This is a genomic window from Citrobacter sp. Ce129, assembly GCF_030334545.1.
In the GTDB taxonomy this organism is placed as follows: domain Bacteria; phylum Pseudomonadota; class Gammaproteobacteria; order Enterobacterales; family Enterobacteriaceae; genus Citrobacter; species Citrobacter europaeus.
This window is the reverse complement of the sequence record NZ_JAOWDS010000053.1, coordinates 137,235-158,394: the sequence shown is the minus strand read 5'-3', so window position 1 is coordinate 158,394 and position 21,160 is coordinate 137,235. Positions and strand designations below refer to the sequence as shown.

Genomic DNA, 21,160 nt, shown 5'->3' with positions numbered 1-21,160 from the left:
CTATGTTGATTAATTCATTCATGGCCGGATGGCGGCGCTTGCGCCTTATCCGGCCTACAAACGCGCGCAAACCGTAGGCCTGAAAGCTGGGCGCCATCAGGCTCGGCTTTTAACCTCAGGTACAAACCACTTTAATCGCCAGGCCACCGCGCGACGTTTCACGGTATTTGTCGTTCATATCTTTGCCTGTTTCATACATGGTCTCGATCACCTTATCGAGCGACACGCGTGGCTCTGACGTCCGACGTAGCGCCATACGCGCGGCGTTGACGGCTTTTACCGCGTTGATCGCATTACGCTCAATGCACGGTATTTGCACCTGTCCGGCGACCGGGTCGCAGGTCAGCCCCAGGTTATGCTCCATGGCGATTTCAGCCGCAATACAAACCTGTGACGGGCTACCGCCAAGCAACTCTGTCAGCCCGGCTGCCGCCATTGAACAGGCCACGCCAATCTCACCCTGACAGCCCACCTCAGCACCAGAAATAGAGGCGTTCATCTTATACAGCGCGCCTATCGCCCCCGCGGCCAGCAAATAACGAGCAATGGAGTTCGCATTCACCGGACGACGGAACTTGTCGTAATAGGCCAGGACAGCAGGGATAATCCCACATGCGCCGTTGGTCGGTGCCGTGACAACCCGGCAACCGGCGGCGTTTTCTTCGCTCACGGCCAGCGCGAACATGTTGATCCAGTCAATCACGTTCATCGGGTCGCTGGACAGATTATCACTGGAAACCAGCAACCGACGTAATGCCACGGCGCGACGCGGAACGTTAAGCGGGCCCGGCAGGACGCCTTCGGTGTTCATACCGCGCTCGATCCCGGCGTGCATGACGTCCCAGATGGCGGCAAAGCCAGCATCGATTTCTTCTTTGCTGCGCATCGCCAGTTCGTTTTGCATCATCAAGCCGGAAACAGACAGCCCGTTGCGCTCACACAGTTTCAGCAGTTCGCTGGCGGAATGAAAATTGTAGGGCACGTGTGCTTCAACATCATGCGCCTGACCAAATTGCTCCTCTTCAACGATAAAACCACCGCCGACGGAGTAATAGGTTTTGCTTAGCAGCGTCTCGGTGCCGTTCCACGCGGTGATACGCATGCCATTTTCATGGCGCGGCAGCGTTTCGCTATGAAAGAGAATATTTTTATCTGGAGAGAAATCGACAACATGCGTGCCCTCTGCAACCGGTAAACGTCCGGTACGGGCCACTTCCTGAATAAAACCAGCGATTGAATCTATATTAACGTTTTGCGGACTGTTACCGGCCAGTCCCATTATGATGGCGACATCTGTCGCATGACCTTTTCCGGTCAGGGAGAGCGAGCCGTAAAGATCGACCACAATATGCGTGGTTCTGGGAAGTTCTCCGCTGCTGACCAACAGATCGATAAAGCTTTTACCTGCGTTCATTGGCCCCACGGTATGGGAGCTGGAAGGTCCAATGCCAATCTTAAAAATATCGAATGCGCTAATCATATCCACACCCTCGGATTGCCGTTCAGTGAAGACCAGGTTTCACACTCATTAAGGATCGGGGCGATCCTGCGATCGCCCCGCAAGGGATTACAGCGTGTCGCCACGTACGGCGATGGCTTCAATCTCGAGCTTCACATCCTTGGGTAAGCGGGCGACCTGTACGCAGCTGCGCGTAGGGTAAATTGCCTTATGCTCATCAAAGAACTGCTGGTACACCTGGTTAATGGTGGCGAAATCGTTCAGGTCGGATACGAAAACGGTCGTCTTCACGATATCGCTCACTTTCAAACCTGCGGACTCGACGATCGCTTTCACGTTTTCCAGGCTTTGACGCGCCTGATCGGCCACGTTTTCTGCCACTTCACCGGTCTGTGGACATACCGGGATTTGACCTGACGTCAACACCATACTGCCCAGATCCACACCCTGTACGTAAGGCCCGATGGCCCCTGGCGCACATTCGGTTGCAATAACTTTTCTCATAGTCCCTCCGGCGTCAGAGCGCCTGGGTGAAAGTACGTGAAATAACATCCTGCTGCTGTTCGCGGGTCAGCGCGTTGAAGCGCACCGCATAGCCAGACACGCGGATCGTCAGGTTCGGATAGTTTTCCGGGTGCTCAATGGCATCCATCAACATTTCACGGTTCATAACGTTAACGTTCAGATGCTGCCCGCCTTCCACATGCGCTTCATGGTGGAAGTAACCGTCCAGCAGACCGACCAGGTTGGTTTTACGCACCCCATCCTCTTTGCCCAGTGCAGCCGGCACAATGGAGAAGGTGTACGAGATACCATCTTTGGCATAGGTGAACGGCAGTTTGGCGACCGACGTTAACGACGCCACCGCACCTTTACGATCGCGGCCGTGCATCGGGTTAGCCCCTGGCGCAAACGGCGTACCAGCGCGACGTCCGTCCGGCGTGTTACCGGTTTTCTGTCCGTACACCACGTTGGAGGTGATGGTCAGAATAGACTGCGTTGGCACCGCGTTACGGTAGGTTGGCAACACCTTAATTTTCTTCATAAAGCGTTCAACCAGGTCGCAGGCAATACTGTCTACGCGCTCGTCGTTGTTGCCGTATTGCGGATAGTCGCCTTCGATTTCGAAATCAACGGCCAGACCATTTTCATCGCGAATCGGTTTCACGCGAGCATATTTGATAGCCGACAGAGAATCCGCCGCCACGGACAGACCCGCCATACCGCAGGCCATCGTGCGATAGACATCGCGATCGTGCAGCGCCATCAGCGAAGCTTCGTAGCTGTACTTGTCGTGCATGTAGTGGATGATGTTCAGCGCGCTGATGTACTGCACGGCCAGCCAGTCCATAAAGTGGTCCAGGCTCTCCATCACCGTGTCGTAGTCCAGCACGTCATCCATCAGCGGCGCCGTTTTCGGGCCGACCTGGATTTTCAGTTTCTCATCCACGCCGCCGTTGATTGCGTACAGCAACGTTTTGGCGAGGTTTGCACGCGCACCGAAGAACTGCATTTGTTTGCCGATAACCATCGGGCTGACGCAGCAGGCAATGGCATAGTCATCGCTGTCAAAGTCGGCGCGCATCAAATCGTCGTTTTCATACTGTAAAGACGAGGTGATGATAGACACCTGGGCGGCGTACTTTTTGAAGGCAATCGGTAGCTGCTCAGACCACAGTACAGTCAGGTTCGGCTCAGGCGCCGGGCCCATGGTGTGCAGCGTATGCAGGTAACGGAACGAGTTTTTCGTCACCAGCGTGCGGCCATCCAGCCCCATGCCGCCGATAACTTCGGTCGCCCAGATAGGGTCGCCTGAGAACAACGTGTCGAATTCCGGCGTACGCAGGAAGCGCACCATACGGATCTTCATAATGAAGTGGTCGATCAGTTCCTGCGCCTGCTGCTCGTTTAAGATACCCGCTTTGAAATCGCGCTCAATGTAGATGTCGAGGAACGATGCGGTACGGCCCAGCGACATAGCGCCGCCGTTCTGCGATTTCACCGCAGCCAGGTAAGCAAAGTACACCCACTGCACCGCTTCCTGCGCATTACGCGCCGGACGGGAGATATCGCAGCCGTATTTCGCCGCCATTTCCTGCATTTGCAGCAGAGCGCGGCGGTGCTCAGACAGTTCTTCGCGCAGACGAATCGTGGCTTCAAGATTCTGGCCCCACTCCAGGTTAGACTGGAGATCGGCAAACTGCAGTTCACGCTCGCGCACCAGGTAGCGGATACCGTACAGCGCGACGCGGCGATAATCACCGATGATACGACCACGACCGTAACCATCCGGCAGGCCGGTCAGCACGCCGGATTTACGGCAGCGCAGCATATCCGGAGAGTAGGCGTCGAATACGCCCTGGTTATGGGTTTTACGCAGTTCAGTAAACTGGTATTCAAAATCAGCATCCATCTCACGACCATAAGCATCAAAAGAGCTTTTGATCATGTTGATGCCGCCAAACGGATGCAGAGCACGCTTGAGCGGCTTATCCGTTTGCAAACCGACGATTTTTTCCAGTTCTTGTTCAATATAACCCGCATCATGAGCGGTTATCGTGGTGGCAATATTGGTATCGAAATCAACCGGCGCGTGCGTCGAGTTTTCAATACGGATGCCCGCCATGACTTTTTCCCACAACGCAGTGGTCGCAGGCGTAGCTTCGGCGAGGAAAGATTCATCCCCTTCATAAGGCGTATAGTTGTGCTGAATAAAATCACGGACATTAATTTCTTCTTTCCAGTCCGTACCTTTAAAGCCATTCCAGGCTTCGGCATACAGCATATCGCTGGTATCGATATTTACCTTCATGAAAAATAATCTCTCTGCTGAAAATTAATTATGCAAATTCTACTGGTGTATTAATTTTGCCTAACGCAATGGCATCACGCGCAATCATTTTCTCTTCATTTGTGGGAATTACCGCACAAATAACACGAGCATCTTTATTAGAGATAATTCTTTCGCCATGGGAATTTGGCAGGCTATTCATCTCGCTATCGATATTCACACCTAAAACGGCGAGGTGTTCAATAACCAGACGACGAATTAATACCGAGTTCTCACCTATTCCACCGGTGAAAATAATCCCATCAAGACGATGCAGTGATGCGGCATGTCCAGCGATATGACGTGCAATACGATGCACAAACGTTTTAATCGCCAACTGCGCACGCTCATGTCCCTCGTGCCAGGCTTTTTCTAACGTACGTAAGTCAGAGGACAAACCGGAAATACCCAGTAAACCGGACTCTTTATTCACTACACGTTCAAGGTCGCTCAGCGTCTGGTTGGTTTCGCTGGCAATCCACGCCATCGCGCCGAAATCGACGTCGCCGCTGCGTGTGCCCATCATCAGCCCTTCCAGCGGCGTCATGCCCATTGAGGTATCAACGCTCTGTCCGTTACGTACCGCACAGATTGACGCGCCGTTCCCCAGGTGCGCCACAACCAGACCTGAGTCATCATGTTGCAGCTCGAGAAGCTCATGCGCTCGCTGAGAAACATAGCGGTGCGACGTGCCGTGGAAACCGTAACGACGAACGCCCAACTCCTCAAAATATTTCCACGGTAAACCGTACAGATAGGCCTCAGGAGCCATCGTCTGGTGGAAGCTGGTATCAAATACCGCGACCTGCTGCACGCCTGGGAAAAGGTGCTGAGCGGACTCGATCCCACTGAGGTTCGCATAATTATGTAACGGCGCTAAAGGCGATACCCGGCGAATATTGTCGATAACTTCCTCAGTAATAATTGCTGATTCGGTAAAGATATTTCCGCCGTGGGCAATGCGGTGGCCAATTAAGGCCACGCTGTCCATTAAATTACGTTTCTCCAGTTCAACGGCAATTGCTTTTAATGCGTCTTCGTAGCTGTGGTGAGCCAGCTTAGCTGGCTCTCCTCCATTAATTGCTATGAACGCATTTTCAGAGTTAATACCGTCTGCAATTCCCGCCATTAAAACGTCACAGTTTGCTGCATCCAGCACTGAGAATTTAATGGAGGATGAACCACAGTTAATAACCAGTACTACCGGAAACTCATTCATTTCACTACTCCGCTCATCCTGAGCTTAAGGATTAAAACAGTTTGTAGACGATGTTCAGGATGGTCAGCAGACCAATCGCGGTAACAAACACGTTATCCAGACGGCCACGGTATTTCGCCAGTGATGGCGCTTTACGGATGGCATACATCGGCAGCAGGCAGAGCAGAGAGGCAATAATCGGCGCGCCCATTGCTTCAATCAGGTCCAGGATGTTCGGGTTGGCGTAAGCCACAACCCAGGTGGAGCCCATGATGAAGATCATGCTGATGGTATTAAGTTTGCCGGCAGAAACTTTTGTTTTATCGCCTTTGTAACCAAACTTCAGCACCAGACCGTTCAGTCCTTCCAGCGTGCCCAGATAGTGGCCGAAGAAAGATTTGAAGATAGCAACCAGTGCGATGATTGAAGCACCGTATTCCAGAACGGTCGCGAAGGTGGACTTCGTACCGGACAGTGAAGCGAAGTGGTTCGCCAGGTAAGAAAGTACCGGAATGTTTTGCGCTTTCGCATCCGCCATGTTTGCCGGAGACAGCGTGAACAGGCAGCTAAAGGCGAAGAACATAACCACGGCAACCATCAACATACTGGCGCGGGAGATGATTTTGGAACATTTCTGCTCGGTGAACTCGCGACCAAAATCTTTCTCATACTCTTCGCGTTTAGACACCACGAAGGAAGAAACGATAGGTGAGAAGTTGAAAGAGAACACCATGATGGAAATACCCAGCCACACGGTAACCAAGATGCCGTCATGGCCAGTCAGTGCGATATTGCTGAGATCAACCTGATCGATAACCGCAGAGTTCCAGTAAGGAATCAGAGACAGAGAAATAAGCACCAGGCTGGCAATAAACGGCCATACCAGGAAGCTCATCACTTTAACCATCAGATCTTTACCGAACCAGATGACGAATGCCATCAGCAGCAGCAGGAACAGTGCCACGAAGCCACGGTTTAACGCGGGCATCTGCAACTGGTTTTCCCAGAAGGTCATAAAGGTGTTGGTAATGGTGACGCCATAAATCCACAGCAGCGGACAAATTGCAAAGAAGTAGAGGAACGTGATAACCACGCCGCCCGTTTTACCAAAGTGCTCTTCAACCGTTTCTGTGATGTTACCGGAAGGATTAGAACCGGAAAGACACAGGCGTGCCAGCGCACGGTGGCAATAGAAGGCAATGGGGTATGCCAGCACCAGCATGATCAGAATGGGGATCAGTCCGCCAAAACCTGCGCGGATAGGGAAGAACAGCACCCCTGCGCCGATGGCTGTACCAAATAAACCCAGTGTCCAGGTGGTGTCCGATTTGCGCCAGGACGACTGTTTTGTCTGGCTGGATACAATGCTATCAGTAGTACTCATATCCTATCCTCAACGAAGTATATTAAGCGTCAACTAAACCAGTAATTTGAGATACACGAGAAAGGTCGATATTACCGCCAGAAATAATGCTGACTGTTTTTCTGTTCTGGATATAGCTATCTAATTTCCCGCTTAATAATGCTGCGCATGCCAGCGCGCCGGCACCTTCAGTCACAACTTTATTTCGCTGAATTAATGCCACCATGCTGTTGCGAATTTCATCTTCGCTGACCAGGACAATGTCATCCACCAACTCACGAACAATTTCATACGTTAAAGTACCCGGGCGGGAAACGTCACAACCATCCGCCAGGGTGCCGGTCGTTCGGTGCGTGGTTATTTCTCCAGCGTGGAAAGAAGCCGCCATGCCGTGAACGTTTTCAGACTGCACGCCAATAATTTTAATGGTCGGGTTAATAGACTTAATTGCCACCGCAATACCAGCAATCAGTCCGCCACCGCCAATTGGCACAATCACGTTATCGACATCATACAGATCTTCCAGAATTTCCAGACCAATAGTCCCCTGACCAGCGATGACTTTCGGATCATCATATGGCGGAATAAAGATACGGCCTTCCGTTTCCACAATCTCGCTAACCTTAGCGATGGTGTCGTTGAAGTTGTCGCCGTGCAGCACAACTTCTGCGGAATAATCACAGGTTGCAGCAACTTTAGACTTCGGCGCGCCTTTCGGCATCACCACTTTGCCGTCGATTCCGAGCATAGCGCAGGAGAGAGAAACGCCTTGCGCATGGTTACCTGCAGAGCAAGCCACCACACCCTTACATCTTTCAGCTTCGGTTAATGAACTGAGCTTGTTAAACGCGCCACGGATTTTAAATGAACCGGTACGCTGCATGTTTTCAAACTTGAGGAAAATTTCCCCTTTGCAACGTTCACTAAAATAGTTAGAGCGAGGCATTCCCGTTTTATAAATTTTCCCCGCCAGTCTTTTTTTCGCTTCGAGGATATCTTCAATTGCAACTGGGAGATCGTATGTAATGTGCATTAGAACCTCTTACTAGGGTATTAAAGTAAATAGATAGCCGTGACCATTGTCAGATATAGACAGATGGCGTTGATTTCGTGTTAAAACAAATTCAATCTTTAATCAATTTCAATTAATTGCCTTCGTCTCCGACAATTATATGATGAATATTCTTTGGCTAATTCCACCAAAATAGATGCTGCTTTTTTAATTCGATAATTTTTCGACCATACGGCGGCATAACGCGCGACGGGTAAGGTTTCTTCTACCGGGATAGTAATAAACTGGTTTGAGCCAAACGGTGTGGTCATATCGCAGGGAATTACTGTTAAGAAATCAGCACTGAGAACAAGATTATAAATCGTAACGACGGAGTCTGTATTAACGATGTTTTCACTGCTGATGCCATTATTCTGTAACGTGGTAAGAAGTTCGCTGTAGTAACCCATATTCGTTTGTGGCAACACCCACTGTTCGTTTTTCAACGCGCTCAGCGAGGTGATGCCGGTGCATGTTCGGGACTTGCTGGCGACCAGGATAAAGTCTGACTCAAAGAGCGGCTCAACGTGCAGATCGTGCAGTTTCATCTCATCACTCAGCGTACCGATAGCGAAGTCCAGACGTCCGTCACGAATCGCCGGTAAGAAGGAGGAGAGCTGAGCTTCATACATAGAAACCTGCGCTTTCGGAAACACTTCTTTGAATTTTTTAATCATGCCGGACATGATGGTGAAGGCAATCAGTGAAGGAAAGCCAAACGACACATCAACGACCGCGTTGCTCGTCATGCTGTTCATCTCATCAACCATGTTTTTCATTTCACGGGTAATAGATTCAGACCATGAGAGCATCACCTGACCTGCCTGAGTTAATGTCACACCAGTATTTTTACGTACAACTAACTCAATACCGAAATAAGCTTCTACATCATTAATGATTTTGCTGACAGCCGGTTGAGTTAAACCTAATTCTTTTGCAGCTGAGCCGATAGAACCACTTCTAATGACTTCCTGAAAGACCACTAAGTGCTGTGTTTTAGGGAGTGTAATAGTATTCATATCGACCTACGCTAATTACTTTGTTGACGGCAGGAAGTGTACCAAATTAAGCGAACAAGGATATGTGCTACCACTCACAAATCCCCTTGACTTACATTTTGTAAGACTATTATGAAAATTGAAATCACTTAATAATCATATAGATATGAAATATTGATCTCACTTTATCCTGACTTTAATCAAAAAAAGATGGGGGGATAACGATTTTTTATGGCTATAACGACATCATTTTCCCTGCTATTTCTTAAACCCATGAAAGGCTATATTTCAATCAATTACAGAGTAATTATCAGGCAAAACGGTGCTTAAATTTAATAAGCAATTTATCAAAAATAATTTGATTTTATTGTTTATAGTGATTAAATAACGTTATGCATCACGTTTTTTGGCCTTATTTGTTTGTAAAGAAACATTGCATTTATTAATATTTAAACCTAAACAAACAAACCATTATCACATGCAACATTGCATTAACAGTTATTTTGTGCAATTTATTAGCAAGTAATTTTGTGATGGCGATCGATTGCGTTCGATTATTCTCGATAAAAACGTATCGCTCAGCGTTTTGTGCTAGTCATCACAAAAAATGAAATATCCCACCAGACATTCCCTCAGATAAATGAAGTTCAGCGCGTAAATAAAGGTCAAATAAAGGTTAGATAAAGGGAAATAAACGCCATAACTGTGGTAAACCCAGCGTAACAACAGCCCAGAAAGCAAAAACCCGCCGAAGCGGGGTCTTATAAAGAGTGAAGCTGATCGATAAGCCGCGTTCTTTTGAGCATAGCGTCGTGGACAGTCACATCCAACCTGCCCAGAAAGCAAAAACCCCGCCGAAGCGGGGTCTTATAAAGAGTGAAGCTGATCGATAAGCCGCGTTCTTTTGAGCATAGCGTCGTGGACAGTCATTCATCCAACCTGCCCAGAAAGCAAAAACCCCGCCGAAGCGGGGTTTTATAAAGAGTGAAGCTGACCGATAAGCCGGGTTCTGTCGTGGACAGTCATTCATCTAGGCCAGCAATCGCTCACTGGCTCAAGCAGCCTACCCGGGTTCAGTACGGGCCGTACCTTGTGAACCCCTATTTGGCCTTGCTCCGGGTGGAGTTTACCGTGCCACGGACTGTTACCAGCCGCGCGGTGCGCTCTTACCGCACCCTTTCACCCTTACCTGATCCCACTTACGTGGGCCATCGGCGGTTTGCTCTCTGTTGCACTGGTCGTGGGTTTCCCCCCCAGGCGTTACCTGGCACCCTGCCCTATGGAGCCCGGACTTTCCTCCCCTCCGCCCGTCTCCCCCGAAGAGGACGACGACGAAGCGGCGACTGTCTGGTCAGCTTCGGCGCGCAGTATAGAGGGTTTGCGGAGCAATGTCACCCCGCACTGCGTATTCCTATCGCCAACGTGGCGGCGATGTTTCTTGAAGCGCGATAAATATTATCAAATGCCCCACGGAAGGCCTCTTCCAGCGTGCCGATGCTGGTCAATACGCTAAACACCGCATCGATACCATATTGATGCACCACCTCTACATCGCGCGTCAGGCTGCCGCCAATACCAATGACTGGCTTGTGGTACTTCTTCGCGACGTTCGCCACACCCACCGGTACTTTGCCGTGAATGCTCTGGCTGTCGATCCGCCCTTCGCCGGTCACCACCAGCGTACAGTCGTGAATATGCTCTTCCAGATTGAGCGCCTGGGTCACAATCTCGATACCGCTGCGCAGCTCCGCGCCTAAAAAAGCCATTAACGCTGCGCCCATTCCGCCAGCAGCACCGGAGCCGGGCACGTCTTTCACATCAACTCGCAGAGACTTTTTAATAATGTCAGCATAGTGAGACAGATTACGGTCCAGTTCGAGAATGCGTTCTTCCGTCGCCCCTTTCTGCGGTCCAAAAATGCGCGAAGCGCCAGAATCGCCAATGAGTGGATTAGTCACATCGCAGGCCACGCGAATGGAACAGGTTTTTAAGCGCGGATCCAGACCCGAGATATCGATAGTATTCAGACTCATCAGGCTTCCGCCACCGTAGCCAATCTCTGTCCCGTTGGCATCGCAAAGTTTCGCCCCCAGCGCCTGCACCATACCCGCGCCACCGTCGTTAGTCGCACTGCCGCCAATGCCTATAATGATGCTCTGCGCACCGCTATCCAACGCCTGCAAAATCAACTCCCCGGTGCCACGCGACGTAGTGACTAAAGGGTTGCGCTTTTCAGGAGGAACCAACGCCAGACCACTGGCTGCCGCCATTTCGATAAACGCGGTTTTACCGTCCCCGGACATGCCCCAGCAGGCATTCACTTTTTCGCCCAGCGGCCCCGTCACCCACGCTGAATGTTCACTCCCTTGCGTCGCGGCAATCATAGCTTCGACCGTTCCTTCACCGCCATCGGCAACCGGAACAGAAACATATTGCGCATCGGGGAAAATTTCCCGAAATCCTTTTTCTATCGCCTGAGCTACCTCGGTGGCAGAAAGGCTTTCTTTATAAGAGTCTGGGGCAATTACGATTTTCATAGTTATGTAGCCTGACTGTGCCGCGCAAGGCAAGAAATACAGGGCGCGCATCCGCGCCCTTCTTGTTAGCGAGTGACTTCCACTTTCGCCAGTTTTTCGTAGTAGCATGCGAGTGCGCTGTGATCGGCTGTCCCCAATCCATCTGCGCGGAGCGCCTGCATCATCTCCATAACTGCAGCAGTCAGCGGCAACTGGGCGCCAACGCCATGAGAGGTATCCAGCGCATTCGCCAGATCTTTGATATGCAGGTCAATACGGAAGCCTGGTTTAAAGTTGCGGTCCATCACCATCGGTGCTTTCGCGTCGAGCACGGTGCTTCCCGCCAGCCCGCCACGGATCGCCTGATACACCAGATCCGGGTTCACACCCGCTTTGGTCGCCAACGTCAGCGCTTCAGACATCGCGGCAATGTTCAGCGCCACAATGACCTGATTCGCCAGCTTGGTGACGTTACCCGCGCCAATTTCACCGGTATGCACCACGGAGCCTGCCATCGCTTTCAGCAGATCGTAGTACTTGTCGAAGATCGCTTTATCACCACCAACCATCACCGACAACGTGCCGTCAATCGCTTTTGGCTCGCCGCCGCTGACCGGCGCATCCAGCATATCCACGCCTTTCGCTTTCAGCGCATCGCTAATTTCACGGCTGGCTAACGGCGCGATGGAGCTCATGTCGATAAGCACTGTGCCCGGCTTCGCCCCTTCAATAATGCCGCCTTCACCCAGCGCCACTTCTTTCACATGCGGAGAGTTCGGCAGCATGGTGATGATCACGTCGCACTGCTCGGCAATTTCTTTCGCCGTGGCGGCAGTTTCAGCGCCTGCGGCAATCACTTGTGCAATGGATTCCGGGTTACGGTCAGCAACCACCAGCGAGTAACCTGCCTTGAGGAGGTTTTTACTCATTGGTTTACCCATGATACCGAGGCCAATAAAACCAACTTTCATTGTCATGTCTTTATCTCTCTCTACTGTCGATGGTGGTTATTTCTTAAAAGAATCAGCCAGTTTCTGCGTGGCTGAACGGAACACGCCAAGGTCGCTGCCAACGGCAACAAACGTCGCGCCCCACTCCAGATAACGACGTGCATCCGCCTCTACCGGGGCCAGAATGCCGCTTGGTTTGCCATGTGCTTTCGCGCGGGCAAAAATGTGCTGGATAGCTTTCTGCACATCAGGATGTGACGCATTGCCAAGGTGGCCTAGCGCCGCAGCCAGATCGCTTGGGCCGACGAAGACACCGTCAACGCCTTCTGTCGCCGCGATTGCGTCAACGTTATCAACGCCCTGCTGACTTTCGATCTGCACGATGATCGTGATGTTCTTATTCGATTGCGCAAAGTAGTCCGGTACGGTGCCAAACATATTGGCGCGATGGGATACGGACACGCCGCGAATACCTTCCGGCGGATAGCGGGTCGATGCCACGGCGTTTACCGCCTCTTCTTCCGTCTCAACGAACGGGATCAGGAAGTTGTAAAACCCGATATCCAGCAGGCGCTTGATGATTACCGGCTCGTTGGTCGGTACGCGCACTACCGGTGCGCTGGCGCTGCCTTTCAGCGCCATCAATTGCGGGATAAACGTCGAGATATCGTTCGGCGCGTGTTCGCCGTCCAGCACCAGCCAGTCAAACCCCGCCAGGCCTAAAACTTCAGTGCTGATTGGGCTGGCTAATGCAGACCAGCAGCCAATCTGAATCTGTTGCGCCGCGAGGGCCGCTTTAAACTTATTCGGGAAAATCGTGTTATTCATCGCCTATACCTTTGTTTATTTCTGCAATTCCATACGTTTAATGTCACCGACAATAAACAGGTAGCAAACCATTGCCATCAGCGCCGAACACCCTACAAACATCAGCGCAGCATTAAATGAGTGCAGCTCGCTCACCAGATACCCAATCACCAGCGGAGTGACGATGGAAGCCACGTTACCAAATACGTTAAATACCCCACCGCACAGACCGACAATCTCTTTCGGCGCGGTATCGGAAATCACCGGCCATCCCAGCGCCCCGAAGCCTTTGCCGAAGAACGCCAGCGCCATCAGTGCGACCACCAGGGTGGTGTTATCGGTGTAGTTACACAGAATAATGGTCGACGCGAGCAGCATGCCGAGCACAATCGGCAGCTTACGCGCCAGTGTGATACTGAAGCCACGTTTAATCAGATAATCAGAGAACACGCCGCCGAGCACACCACCGGCGAATCCGCACAGCGCCGGAATCGAAGCTACCAGGCCAACTTTGAGGATCGACATGCCTTTTTCCTGTACCAGGTAAATCGGGAACCAGGTGAGGAAAAACCAGGTAATTGTGTTGATAAAATACTGGCCGAAGAACACGCCAAGCATCATACGGTTAGTGAGCAACTGCTTGATATAATGCAGTTTAGGACCACCTGACTTCACATCGCCCGGCTTTTTGTGGTCCATATCCACGACCGCGCCGTTTTCCGAGATAAACTTTAGTTCTTCTTGCGACATACGCGGATGATCGGTTGGGTTATGAATAAACTTTACCCACAGCCCGGTGAGCACAAAACCAATCACGCCCATTACGGTAAACACGTGCTCCCAGCCCCAGGCGAAGGTCAGCCAGCCGAGCAGCGGAGAAAACAGCGCCAGGGAAAAATACTGCGCGGAATTAAAAATTGCGGATGCCGTACCGCGCTCTTTCGTCGGGAACCAGGCCGCCACGATACGAGCATTTGCCGGAAAGGACGGCGCTTCCGAGAAGCCCAGCATAAAGCGCATGATGAACATTGAAATACCCGCCCAGGCCAGCGGGAACATGTCCACAAAGCCTTGCAGGAAGGTGAACAGTGACCAGAAGAACAGACTGTATGTGTAGACTTTCTTCGAGCCGAATTTATCCAACAGCCAGCCACCGGGGATTTGCATCAACAGGTAAGCCCAGCCGAAGGCGGAGAAAATGTAACCCATAGAGATGGCGCTGAGCTGCAACTCTTTCGCTACTTCCGTGCCGGCAATAGATAGCGTCGCACGGTCCGCATAGTTAACGGCGGTAACGATAAATATTATCAGCAATATTAAATAACGGGTGTGCGTACCTTTCTTTTTCTCGACAACTGTATCCAGAATCATTCTAATTACCTCGGGTACATTAAATTTTTATTATTATTGAGTAGATATTCCTGGTGATAAATTACTGATAATTAGAACGCATAATAATTTATCAGACGCTATAAAACCGTGATTCAGTATAATCAGCAGCGTAACGTTAATCATTGTGCAAGCGCTCATTTATAACGCGTTATTAAATTAATGTTTTGGGCATATGCCCACACGCATGGGCGCTAATGCACACATTTACGTATTGCTGCCCCTGGTAGCCCGGCCTTGCTGAGTTTAAGTGATCATCGTCACATTCTTGGCATTAAACTCCTGACATTCTTATTTCACGATATCGAATCTTTATTACTTACAATTAGATTCAAAATATAAATATTCACACTATTATCACCACCTTGTTGGAGAATACTGGACAATGGCCGACATCGAAATCAGACAAGAATCGCCAACGGCGTTTTATATTAAAGTTCACGAAACAGATAATGTGGCGATAATTGTCAATGACAATGGTCTGAAAGCCGGGACGCGTTTTCCGGACGGACTGGAACTCATTGAACATATTCCCCAGGGCCATAAAGTGGCGCTACTGGATATTCCTGTTCACGGCGAAATTGTGCGTTATGGCGAAGTGATAGGCTATGCCGTTCGCGATATCCCACGTGGCAGCTGGATTGATGAATCAATGGTTGAACTGCCCAAAGCTCCACCGCTGGAGACGCTGCCGCTGGCAACTAAAGTGCCAGAGCCGCTGCCGCCTCTGGAGGGCTATACCTTCGAAGGTTACCGCAATGCGGACGGTAGCGTAGGCACCAAGAATCTGCTCGGCATCTCGACCAGTGTGCACTGCGTGGCGGGTGTGGTGGATTATGTGGTGAAAATCATTGAGCGCGATCTGTTGCCCAAATACCCGAACGTTGATGGCGTGGTGGGGCTCAATCACTTGTACGGCTGCGGCGTGGCGATCAATGCCCCAGCCGCCATTGTGCCGATTCGCACCATTCACAATATTGCGCTTAACCCGAATTTTGGCGGTGAAGTGATGGTCATCGGCCTCGGTTGTGAAAAACTACAGCCAGAGCGCCTGCTCGAAGGTACGCACGATGTGAAAAGTATTCCGGTCGACAGCGCCAGCGTCGTCAGCCTGCAGGATGAAAAGCACATTGGCTTTCAATCGATGGTTGCCGATATTTTGCAGGTGGCCGAACGCCATCTGGCAAAACTCAATCAGCGACAGCGTGAAACCTGCCCGGCATCAGAACTGGTGGTCGGCATGCAGTGCGGCGGCAGCGATGCATTTTCTGGCGTGACGGCCAACCCGGCGGTGGGTTATGCCTCCGACCTGTTAGTACGCTGCGGCGCGACTGTGATGTTCTCTGAAGTTACCGAAGTGCGCGATGCCATCCACCTTCTGACCCCAAGGGCGATTAACGAAGAAGTAGGTAAACGCCTGCTCGAAGAGATGGCCTGGTACGATAACTACCTGGATATGGGCAAAACGGATCGCAGCGCCAACCCTTCTCCGGGCAATAAGAAAGGCGGTCTGGCAAATGTGGTGGAAAAAGCGCTGGGCTCTATTGCCAAGTCCGGCAAGAGCGCCATTGTCGAAGTATTGTCGCCGGGTCAGCGTCCAACCAAACGTGGTCTGATTTACGCCGCAACCCCCGCCAGTGATTTTGTATGCGGTACGCAGCAGGTCGCTTCCGGAATCACCGTACAGGTGTTCACCACCGGTCGCGGTACGCCGTACGGCCTGATGGCCGTGCCGGTGATAAAAATGGCGACGCGTACTGAGCTGGCCAACCGTTGGTTTGACCTGATGGACATCAACGCAGGCACCATCGCCACCGGAGAAGAAACCATTGAAGACGTGGGTCTGAAACTGTTCGAGTTTATTCTCGACGTCGCCAGCGGACGTAAGAAAACCTTCTCAGATCAGTGGGGGCTGCACAACCAACTGGCGGTGTTTAACCCAGCGCCAGTGACCTGATTGTCCGCAATATTTTCTTCAAGGGCATGTCTTCTGACATGCCTTTTTTTTCGCTATAACTTTCGCAACCCTCCCTTTTCTTTCGAAACTTTCATTTATCAGATCAAAATCACAAAAATACATTACGAAACCCTATACTTTATTTCGAAGAAAGAAATCGAAAGACTTCGGAGGAAGTATGTTTATCATCTCAAGCAAAATGATGCTGAAGAAGGCGCAGCAAGAAGGCTATGCCGTACCGGCTTTTAACATCCACAACCTGGAGACCCTACAGGTTGTCGTGGAAACAGCAGCCGAACTACGCTCTCCGTTGATCGTCGCCGGCACACCAGGCACTTTTAGTTATGCCGGGGTCGGTAACATCGTTGCTATCGCCAGTGAACTGGCAAGAAGCTGGAACCATCCTCTCGCCATCCATCTCGATCACCACGAAAGTGCCACCGATATTAAAGCGAAAGTCGCTACAGGTATTCGCTCTGTCATGATCGATGGTTCACATCTGCCGTTTGCCGACAACATTGAATTAGTTAAGCACGTAACTGACTACTGCCACCGCTATGACGTAAGCGTTGAAGCTGAGCTGGGACGACTGGGTGGACAAGAAGATGACCTGATCGTGGACGGAAAAGATGCGCTTTATACCCACCCAGAACAGGCTCGGGAGTTTGTGGAAAAAACCGGTATCGACTCACTGGCTGTCGCGATCGGCACAGCCCATGGTTTGTATAGTGCTGAACCTAAACTTGATTTTGAACGACTAGCAGAAATTCGTCAGCGCGTTGATATTCCACTTGTTTTACATGGCGCATCCGGCCTGCCAACACATGATATTAAGTGCGCTATCTCTTTAGGGGTCTGCAAAGTGAACGTCGCGACCGAACTCAAAATCGCCTTTTCTGGCGCACTCAAAACTTATCTGAGTACACATACCAATGCAAATGACCCACGGCATTACATGATGCCAGCAAAAGCCGCCATGAAAGAGGTGGTGCGTAAAGTCATTGCCGATTGCGGCTGTGAAGGAAAATTGTAACCTATTGATTTATTTGATTTGTACGGATTCTGACAAAGGTCTGTTTTAAAGCTGGATCACGAAAGTCGCTTTTACCCTTTGCCTTCAATCCAAAAATATTATGAAGATAAACAAAAGATATCGGAGATAGAAGTGAAAGAAATAATCTCTCGTCATAAAGCAGGTGAGCATTTAGGTATTTGTTCGGTTTGTTCAGCACATCCGCTGGTCATTGAATCCGCATTACGTTTTGATCTCGACACGGATAGTAAAGTTCTGATCGAAGCGACGTCTAATCAGGTTAATCAGTTTGGTGGTTATACCGGAATGAAACCCGCCGATTTCCGTGATTTTGTCTATGGCATCGCACAAGAGATTGGTTTCCCTCGTGAAAGACTGATCCTGGGTGGCGATCACCTCGGTCCTAACTGCTGGCAAAATGAACCTGCGGCGGAAGCGATGGAGAAATCCGTAGCCTTAATTAAAGCCTACGTTGCCGCAGGGTTCAGCAAAATCCACCTCGATGCTTCAATGTCCTGTGCTGACGATCCCACGCCGCTGGATCCGATGGTTGTTGCTCAGCGAGCTGCCGTACTTTGCCAGGCCGCAGAAGCTACGGCAACCGAAGAACAGAAACACCAACTGACTTATGTGATTGGTACTGAGGTTCCTGTTCCCGGTGGCGAAGCCAGTACCATTGGCACTGTTCATGTCACACGCGAAGAAGATGCCGCCCGTACACTGGAAACCCATCAAATTGCCTTTAGAGCATTAGGACTTGAAGAAGCGCTAACTCGCGTGATCGCTATTGTTGTCCAACCCGGCGTCGAATTCGATCACACTCAGATCATTCATTATCAGCCACAGGCTGCAGAAGCGCTTTCAGCCTGGATTAAAGAAACTCCAATGGTTTATGAAGCGCATTCTACAGATTATCAAACCCGCCAGGCATACCGCGCCCTGGTACGCGATCACTATGCAATTTTAAAAGTGGGTCCAGCGCTGACCTTCGCGCTGCGTGAAGCCATTTTTGCGCTAGCGCAAATGGAAAATGAACTGGTTTCTCCAGAGCAGCGGAGCCGGGTTATGGAAGTAATTGACGAAGTTATGCTGAATGAACCGGACTACTGGAAAAAATACTATCGTCCAACCTGGAGCCAGGCGATGGTCGATATTCACTTCAGCCTCTCCGACCGTATTCGTTACTACTGGCCGCATCCTCGCATTCGTCAAAGTGTAGAGAAATTAATCACCAACCTTAATGACGTTGCTTTACCACTGGGACTCATTAGCCAGTTTATGCCCGTGCAATTTGAACGCCTGACTGAAGGGACGTTAACCGCCACACCACATAATCTGATTATCGACAAAATCCAGGACGTTCTGCGCGCCTATCGCTTTGGTTGCGCACCAGCAAGTGCCTGAAATCTGGAGAATATATGAGCCAACTTTTTGTTCGAACAGGTATTGATTTTAGCTCGTGTCAGCATGCGCTGACACATATTGGAGAGGAGATGCTGGCCAAAGGGGTCGTGTATGAAAGCTATCCGCAGGCCCTGATTGAGCGTGAAGCAACTTTTCCAACCGGAATAGCGCTGGAACGTCATGCCGTCGCGATTCCGCATTGTGAAGCTATTCATGCGAAATCGCCTGCAATCTATCTGATTCGCCCGGATACACCGGTCAACTTTCAACAAGCGGATGATGACGAAGAGATAGCCGTCTCTTTAATTATTGCCCTGATTGTTGAGAACCCAACGGCGCAACTGAAGCTCCTGCGTCGTCTGTTTAGTGAGCTACAAAACCCGAACACCATTGAAGCATTGTTGAATGCGCCCGATGCAGAACTGGCAATGCTGTTTCGGGAAAAAATCCTTGAGACTGAGCCCTGCGCACAGGCTTGAAAAGATACTGATAATAAAAGGAATACCCTATGAAACGTAAAGTAATTGTGGCTTGTGGCGGTGCTGTAGCAACTTCAACAATGGCAGCTGAAGAAATTAAAGAACTCTGTGAAGCCAACAATATCCAACTCGACCTGGTTCAGTGCCGGGTAACAGAAATCGAAACCTATATGGATGGCGCGGATCTTATTTGTACCACAGCCCGCGTTGACCGTACGTTTGGCGATATCCCGGTCGTTCACGGCATGCCTTTTGTCTCAGGCGTGGGTATCGAAGCGTTGCAGCAAAAAATACTGACTATCCTCGTGGGGTAACGCCATGTTTAGCGAAATAATGCGTTATATCCTCGACTTAGGTCCAACGGTTATGCTGCCGTTAGTGATCATCATCTTCTCAAAATTATTGGGAATGAAGCTCGGGGATTGTTTTAAATCCGGCCTGCATATTGGTATTGGCTTTGTCGGGATCGGCCTGGTCATTGGCCTGATGCTTGACTCTATCGGCCCTGCCGCAAAAGCGATGGCGGAACAGTTTCAAATCAACCTGCATGTCATTGATGTCGGCTGGCCGGGTTCATCACCAATGACCTGGGCTTCACAAATTGCATTAATTGCAATTCCTGTCGCTATTGGGGTCAATATCCTGATGCTGGTTACCCGCATGACTCGCGTAGTAAACGTCGATATCTGGAATATCTGGCATATGACGTTTACCGGTGCCATGTTGCATCTGGCGACCGGTTCATACTGGCTGGGTATTCTCGGCGTGGTAGTTCATGCAGCCTTCGTCTACAAACTAGGCGACTGGTTTGCCAAAGACACGCGTGACTTTTTTGGTCTGGAAGGCATTGCCATTCCTCACGGTTCCTCGGCGTACCTGGGCCCTATAGCAGTCCTGGTAGATACGATCATTGAAAAAATCCCGGGACTGAACCGCATTCATTTTAGTGCAGATGATGTACAAAAACGTTTTGGCCCCTTCGGTGAACCTGTAACCGTTGGCTTTGTGATGGGATTAGTTATCGGCATGCTAGCTGGGTATGACGTTAAAGCTGTGCTGCAACTGGCGGTGAAAACGGCTGCCGTTATGTTGCTCATGCCGCGTGTCATTAAACCGATTATGGATGGCCTAACTCCTATCGCTAAACATGCCCGTAAACGCCTGCAGGCAAAATTTGGCGGACAGGAGTTCCTAATCGGTCTGGACCCTGCGCTACTGCTCGGCCATACGTCGGTGGTTTCCGCCAGCCTGATCTTTATTCCGCTGACTATTCTGATTGCCGTCCTGGTACCAGGTAATCAGGTACTGCCATTCGGCGATCTCGCGACCATTGGTTTCTTTGTTGCCATGGCGGTAGCCGTTCATCAGGGGAACTTGTTCCGTACGCTGATCTCCGGCGTCATCATCATGGGTATCACTCTATGGATAGCCACGCAAACTATTGGTCTACATACCCAGCTTGCCGCCAATGCAGGCGCACTGAAAGCAGGTGGTATGGTTGCATCGATGGATCAGGGAGGTTCCCCAATCACCTGGCTGCTGATTCAACTCTTCACCTGGCAGAACGTAGTGGGCTTCATCATTATCGCTGCGATTTACCTGTTGGGTGTACTACTGACATGGCGTCGGGCACGTAATTTTGTGGCGGCTGAAAAAGCAGCAGCCATAACGGAAAGCCAGACCGCATCTTAATTTCTGGGGAGCATTTGCTCCCCTTCACATTTAT

At 50.6% G+C, this 21,160-nt stretch carries 17 protein-coding genes and 1 other RNA gene; 6 read left to right on the top strand and 12 right to left on the bottom strand.

The window, feature by feature from the left end:
• Positions 1 to 115 precede the first annotated feature (115 nt).
• The 12 genes from tdcG to garP form a co-directional block, all read right to left on the bottom strand.
• The gene (gene tdcG / locus OGV77_RS05785; RefSeq protein WP_087051141.1) at positions 116 to 1,480 is read right to left on the bottom strand and encodes an L-serine ammonia-lyase; all 1,365 of its coding nucleotides are present in this window, start codon (positions 1,478 to 1,480) and stop codon (positions 116 to 118) included.
• Positions 1,481 to 1,567: 87 nt separating this feature from the next.
• Positions 1,568 to 1,963, bottom strand: coding sequence for an enamine/imine deaminase (locus OGV77_RS05780; protein ID WP_003828585.1), 396 nt, complete (start codon positions 1,961 to 1,963; stop codon positions 1,568 to 1,570).
• 13 nt (positions 1,964 to 1,976) lie between these two features.
• The gene (gene pflB / locus OGV77_RS05775; protein WP_043017750.1) at positions 1,977 to 4,271 is read right to left on the bottom strand and encodes a formate C-acetyltransferase; all 2,295 of its coding nucleotides are present in this window, start codon (positions 4,269 to 4,271) and stop codon (positions 1,977 to 1,979) included.
• Between the two features lie 28 nt (positions 4,272 to 4,299).
• On the bottom strand, positions 4,300 to 5,508 hold the full coding sequence (gene tdcD / locus OGV77_RS05770; protein ID WP_043017751.1) for a propionate kinase: 1,209 nt from the start codon (positions 5,506 to 5,508) through the stop codon (positions 4,300 to 4,302).
• Between the two features lie 31 nt (positions 5,509 to 5,539).
• The gene (tdcC, locus tag OGV77_RS05765) at positions 5,540 to 6,871 is read right to left on the bottom strand and encodes a threonine/serine transporter TdcC (RefSeq protein WP_043017752.1); all 1,332 of its coding nucleotides are present in this window, start codon (positions 6,869 to 6,871) and stop codon (positions 5,540 to 5,542) included.
• Positions 6,872 to 6,893: 22 nt separating this feature from the next.
• The gene (tdcB, locus tag OGV77_RS05760; protein WP_003828594.1) at positions 6,894 to 7,883 is read right to left on the bottom strand and encodes a bifunctional threonine ammonia-lyase/L-serine ammonia-lyase TdcB; all 990 of its coding nucleotides are present in this window, start codon (positions 7,881 to 7,883) and stop codon (positions 6,894 to 6,896) included.
• Between the two features lie 98 nt (positions 7,884 to 7,981).
• Positions 7,982 to 8,920, bottom strand: a complete 939-nt coding sequence (gene tdcA / locus OGV77_RS05755) for a transcriptional regulator TdcA (RefSeq protein ID WP_047408417.1) — start codon at positions 8,918 to 8,920, stop codon at positions 7,982 to 7,984.
• A gap of 961 nt (positions 8,921 to 9,881) precedes the next feature.
• Positions 9,882 to 10,258: RNase P RNA component class A (gene rnpB / locus OGV77_RS05750), an RNA gene on the bottom strand.
• Positions 10,259 to 10,290: 32 nt separating this feature from the next.
• Entirely contained in the window at positions 10,291 to 11,436 is a 1,146-nt protein-coding gene (gene garK, locus OGV77_RS05745; protein ID WP_043018011.1) for a glycerate 2-kinase, read from the bottom strand.
• A 65-nt stretch (positions 11,437 to 11,501) separates the two neighbouring features.
• Complete coding sequence (garR, locus tag OGV77_RS05740; protein WP_043017754.1) at positions 11,502 to 12,392, bottom strand: 2-hydroxy-3-oxopropionate reductase; 891 nt, start codon at positions 12,390 to 12,392, stop codon at positions 11,502 to 11,504.
• A 30-nt stretch (positions 12,393 to 12,422) separates the two neighbouring features.
• On the bottom strand, positions 12,423 to 13,193 hold the full coding sequence (gene garL, locus OGV77_RS05735; RefSeq protein WP_005131731.1) for a 2-dehydro-3-deoxyglucarate aldolase: 771 nt from the start codon (positions 13,191 to 13,193) through the stop codon (positions 12,423 to 12,425).
• Between the two features lie 15 nt (positions 13,194 to 13,208).
• Positions 13,209 to 14,543 (bottom strand): galactarate/glucarate/glycerate transporter GarP, encoded by a 1,335-nt coding sequence (gene garP / locus OGV77_RS05730; RefSeq protein WP_003024898.1) that lies wholly within the window; start codon positions 14,541 to 14,543, stop codon positions 13,209 to 13,211.
• Between the two features lie 403 nt (positions 14,544 to 14,946).
• Here garP and garD point away from each other — a divergent pair, with 403 nt between their 5' ends.
• The 6 genes from garD to OGV77_RS05700 all read left to right on the top strand — a co-directional run bounded on the left by garD (position 14,947) and on the right by OGV77_RS05700 (position 21,126).
• A complete protein-coding gene (gene garD / locus OGV77_RS05725; protein WP_080626055.1) occupies positions 14,947 to 16,518 on the top strand; it encodes a galactarate dehydratase in 1,572 nt (523 codons plus the stop codon).
• A gap of 178 nt (positions 16,519 to 16,696) precedes the next feature.
• Positions 16,697 to 17,551: a tagatose bisphosphate family class II aldolase gene (locus OGV77_RS05720; protein ID WP_087051138.1), complete on the top strand. Its 855-nt coding sequence runs from the start codon at positions 16,697 to 16,699 to the stop codon at positions 17,549 to 17,551.
• A 132-nt stretch (positions 17,552 to 17,683) separates the two neighbouring features.
• Positions 17,684 to 18,955 carry a tagatose-bisphosphate aldolase subunit GatZ gene (gene gatZ / locus OGV77_RS05715; protein WP_087051137.1) on the top strand — a complete coding sequence of 424 codons (1,272 nt, stop codon included), beginning with the start codon at positions 17,684 to 17,686 and terminating at the stop codon, positions 18,953 to 18,955.
• A 14-nt stretch (positions 18,956 to 18,969) separates the two neighbouring features.
• Positions 18,970 to 19,434: a PTS galactitol transporter subunit IIA gene (gene gatA / locus OGV77_RS05710; protein WP_087051136.1), complete on the top strand. Its 465-nt coding sequence runs from the start codon at positions 18,970 to 18,972 to the stop codon at positions 19,432 to 19,434.
• A gap of 29 nt (positions 19,435 to 19,463) precedes the next feature.
• On the top strand, positions 19,464 to 19,748 hold the full coding sequence (gatB, locus tag OGV77_RS05705) for a PTS galactitol transporter subunit IIB (RefSeq protein ID WP_003828616.1): 285 nt from the start codon (positions 19,464 to 19,466) through the stop codon (positions 19,746 to 19,748).
• A gap of 4 nt (positions 19,749 to 19,752) precedes the next feature.
• The gene (locus OGV77_RS05700) at positions 19,753 to 21,126 is read left to right on the top strand and encodes a galactitol-specific PTS transporter subunit IIC (protein ID WP_003828618.1); all 1,374 of its coding nucleotides are present in this window, start codon (positions 19,753 to 19,755) and stop codon (positions 21,124 to 21,126) included.
• Positions 21,127 to 21,160 lie beyond the last annotated feature (34 nt).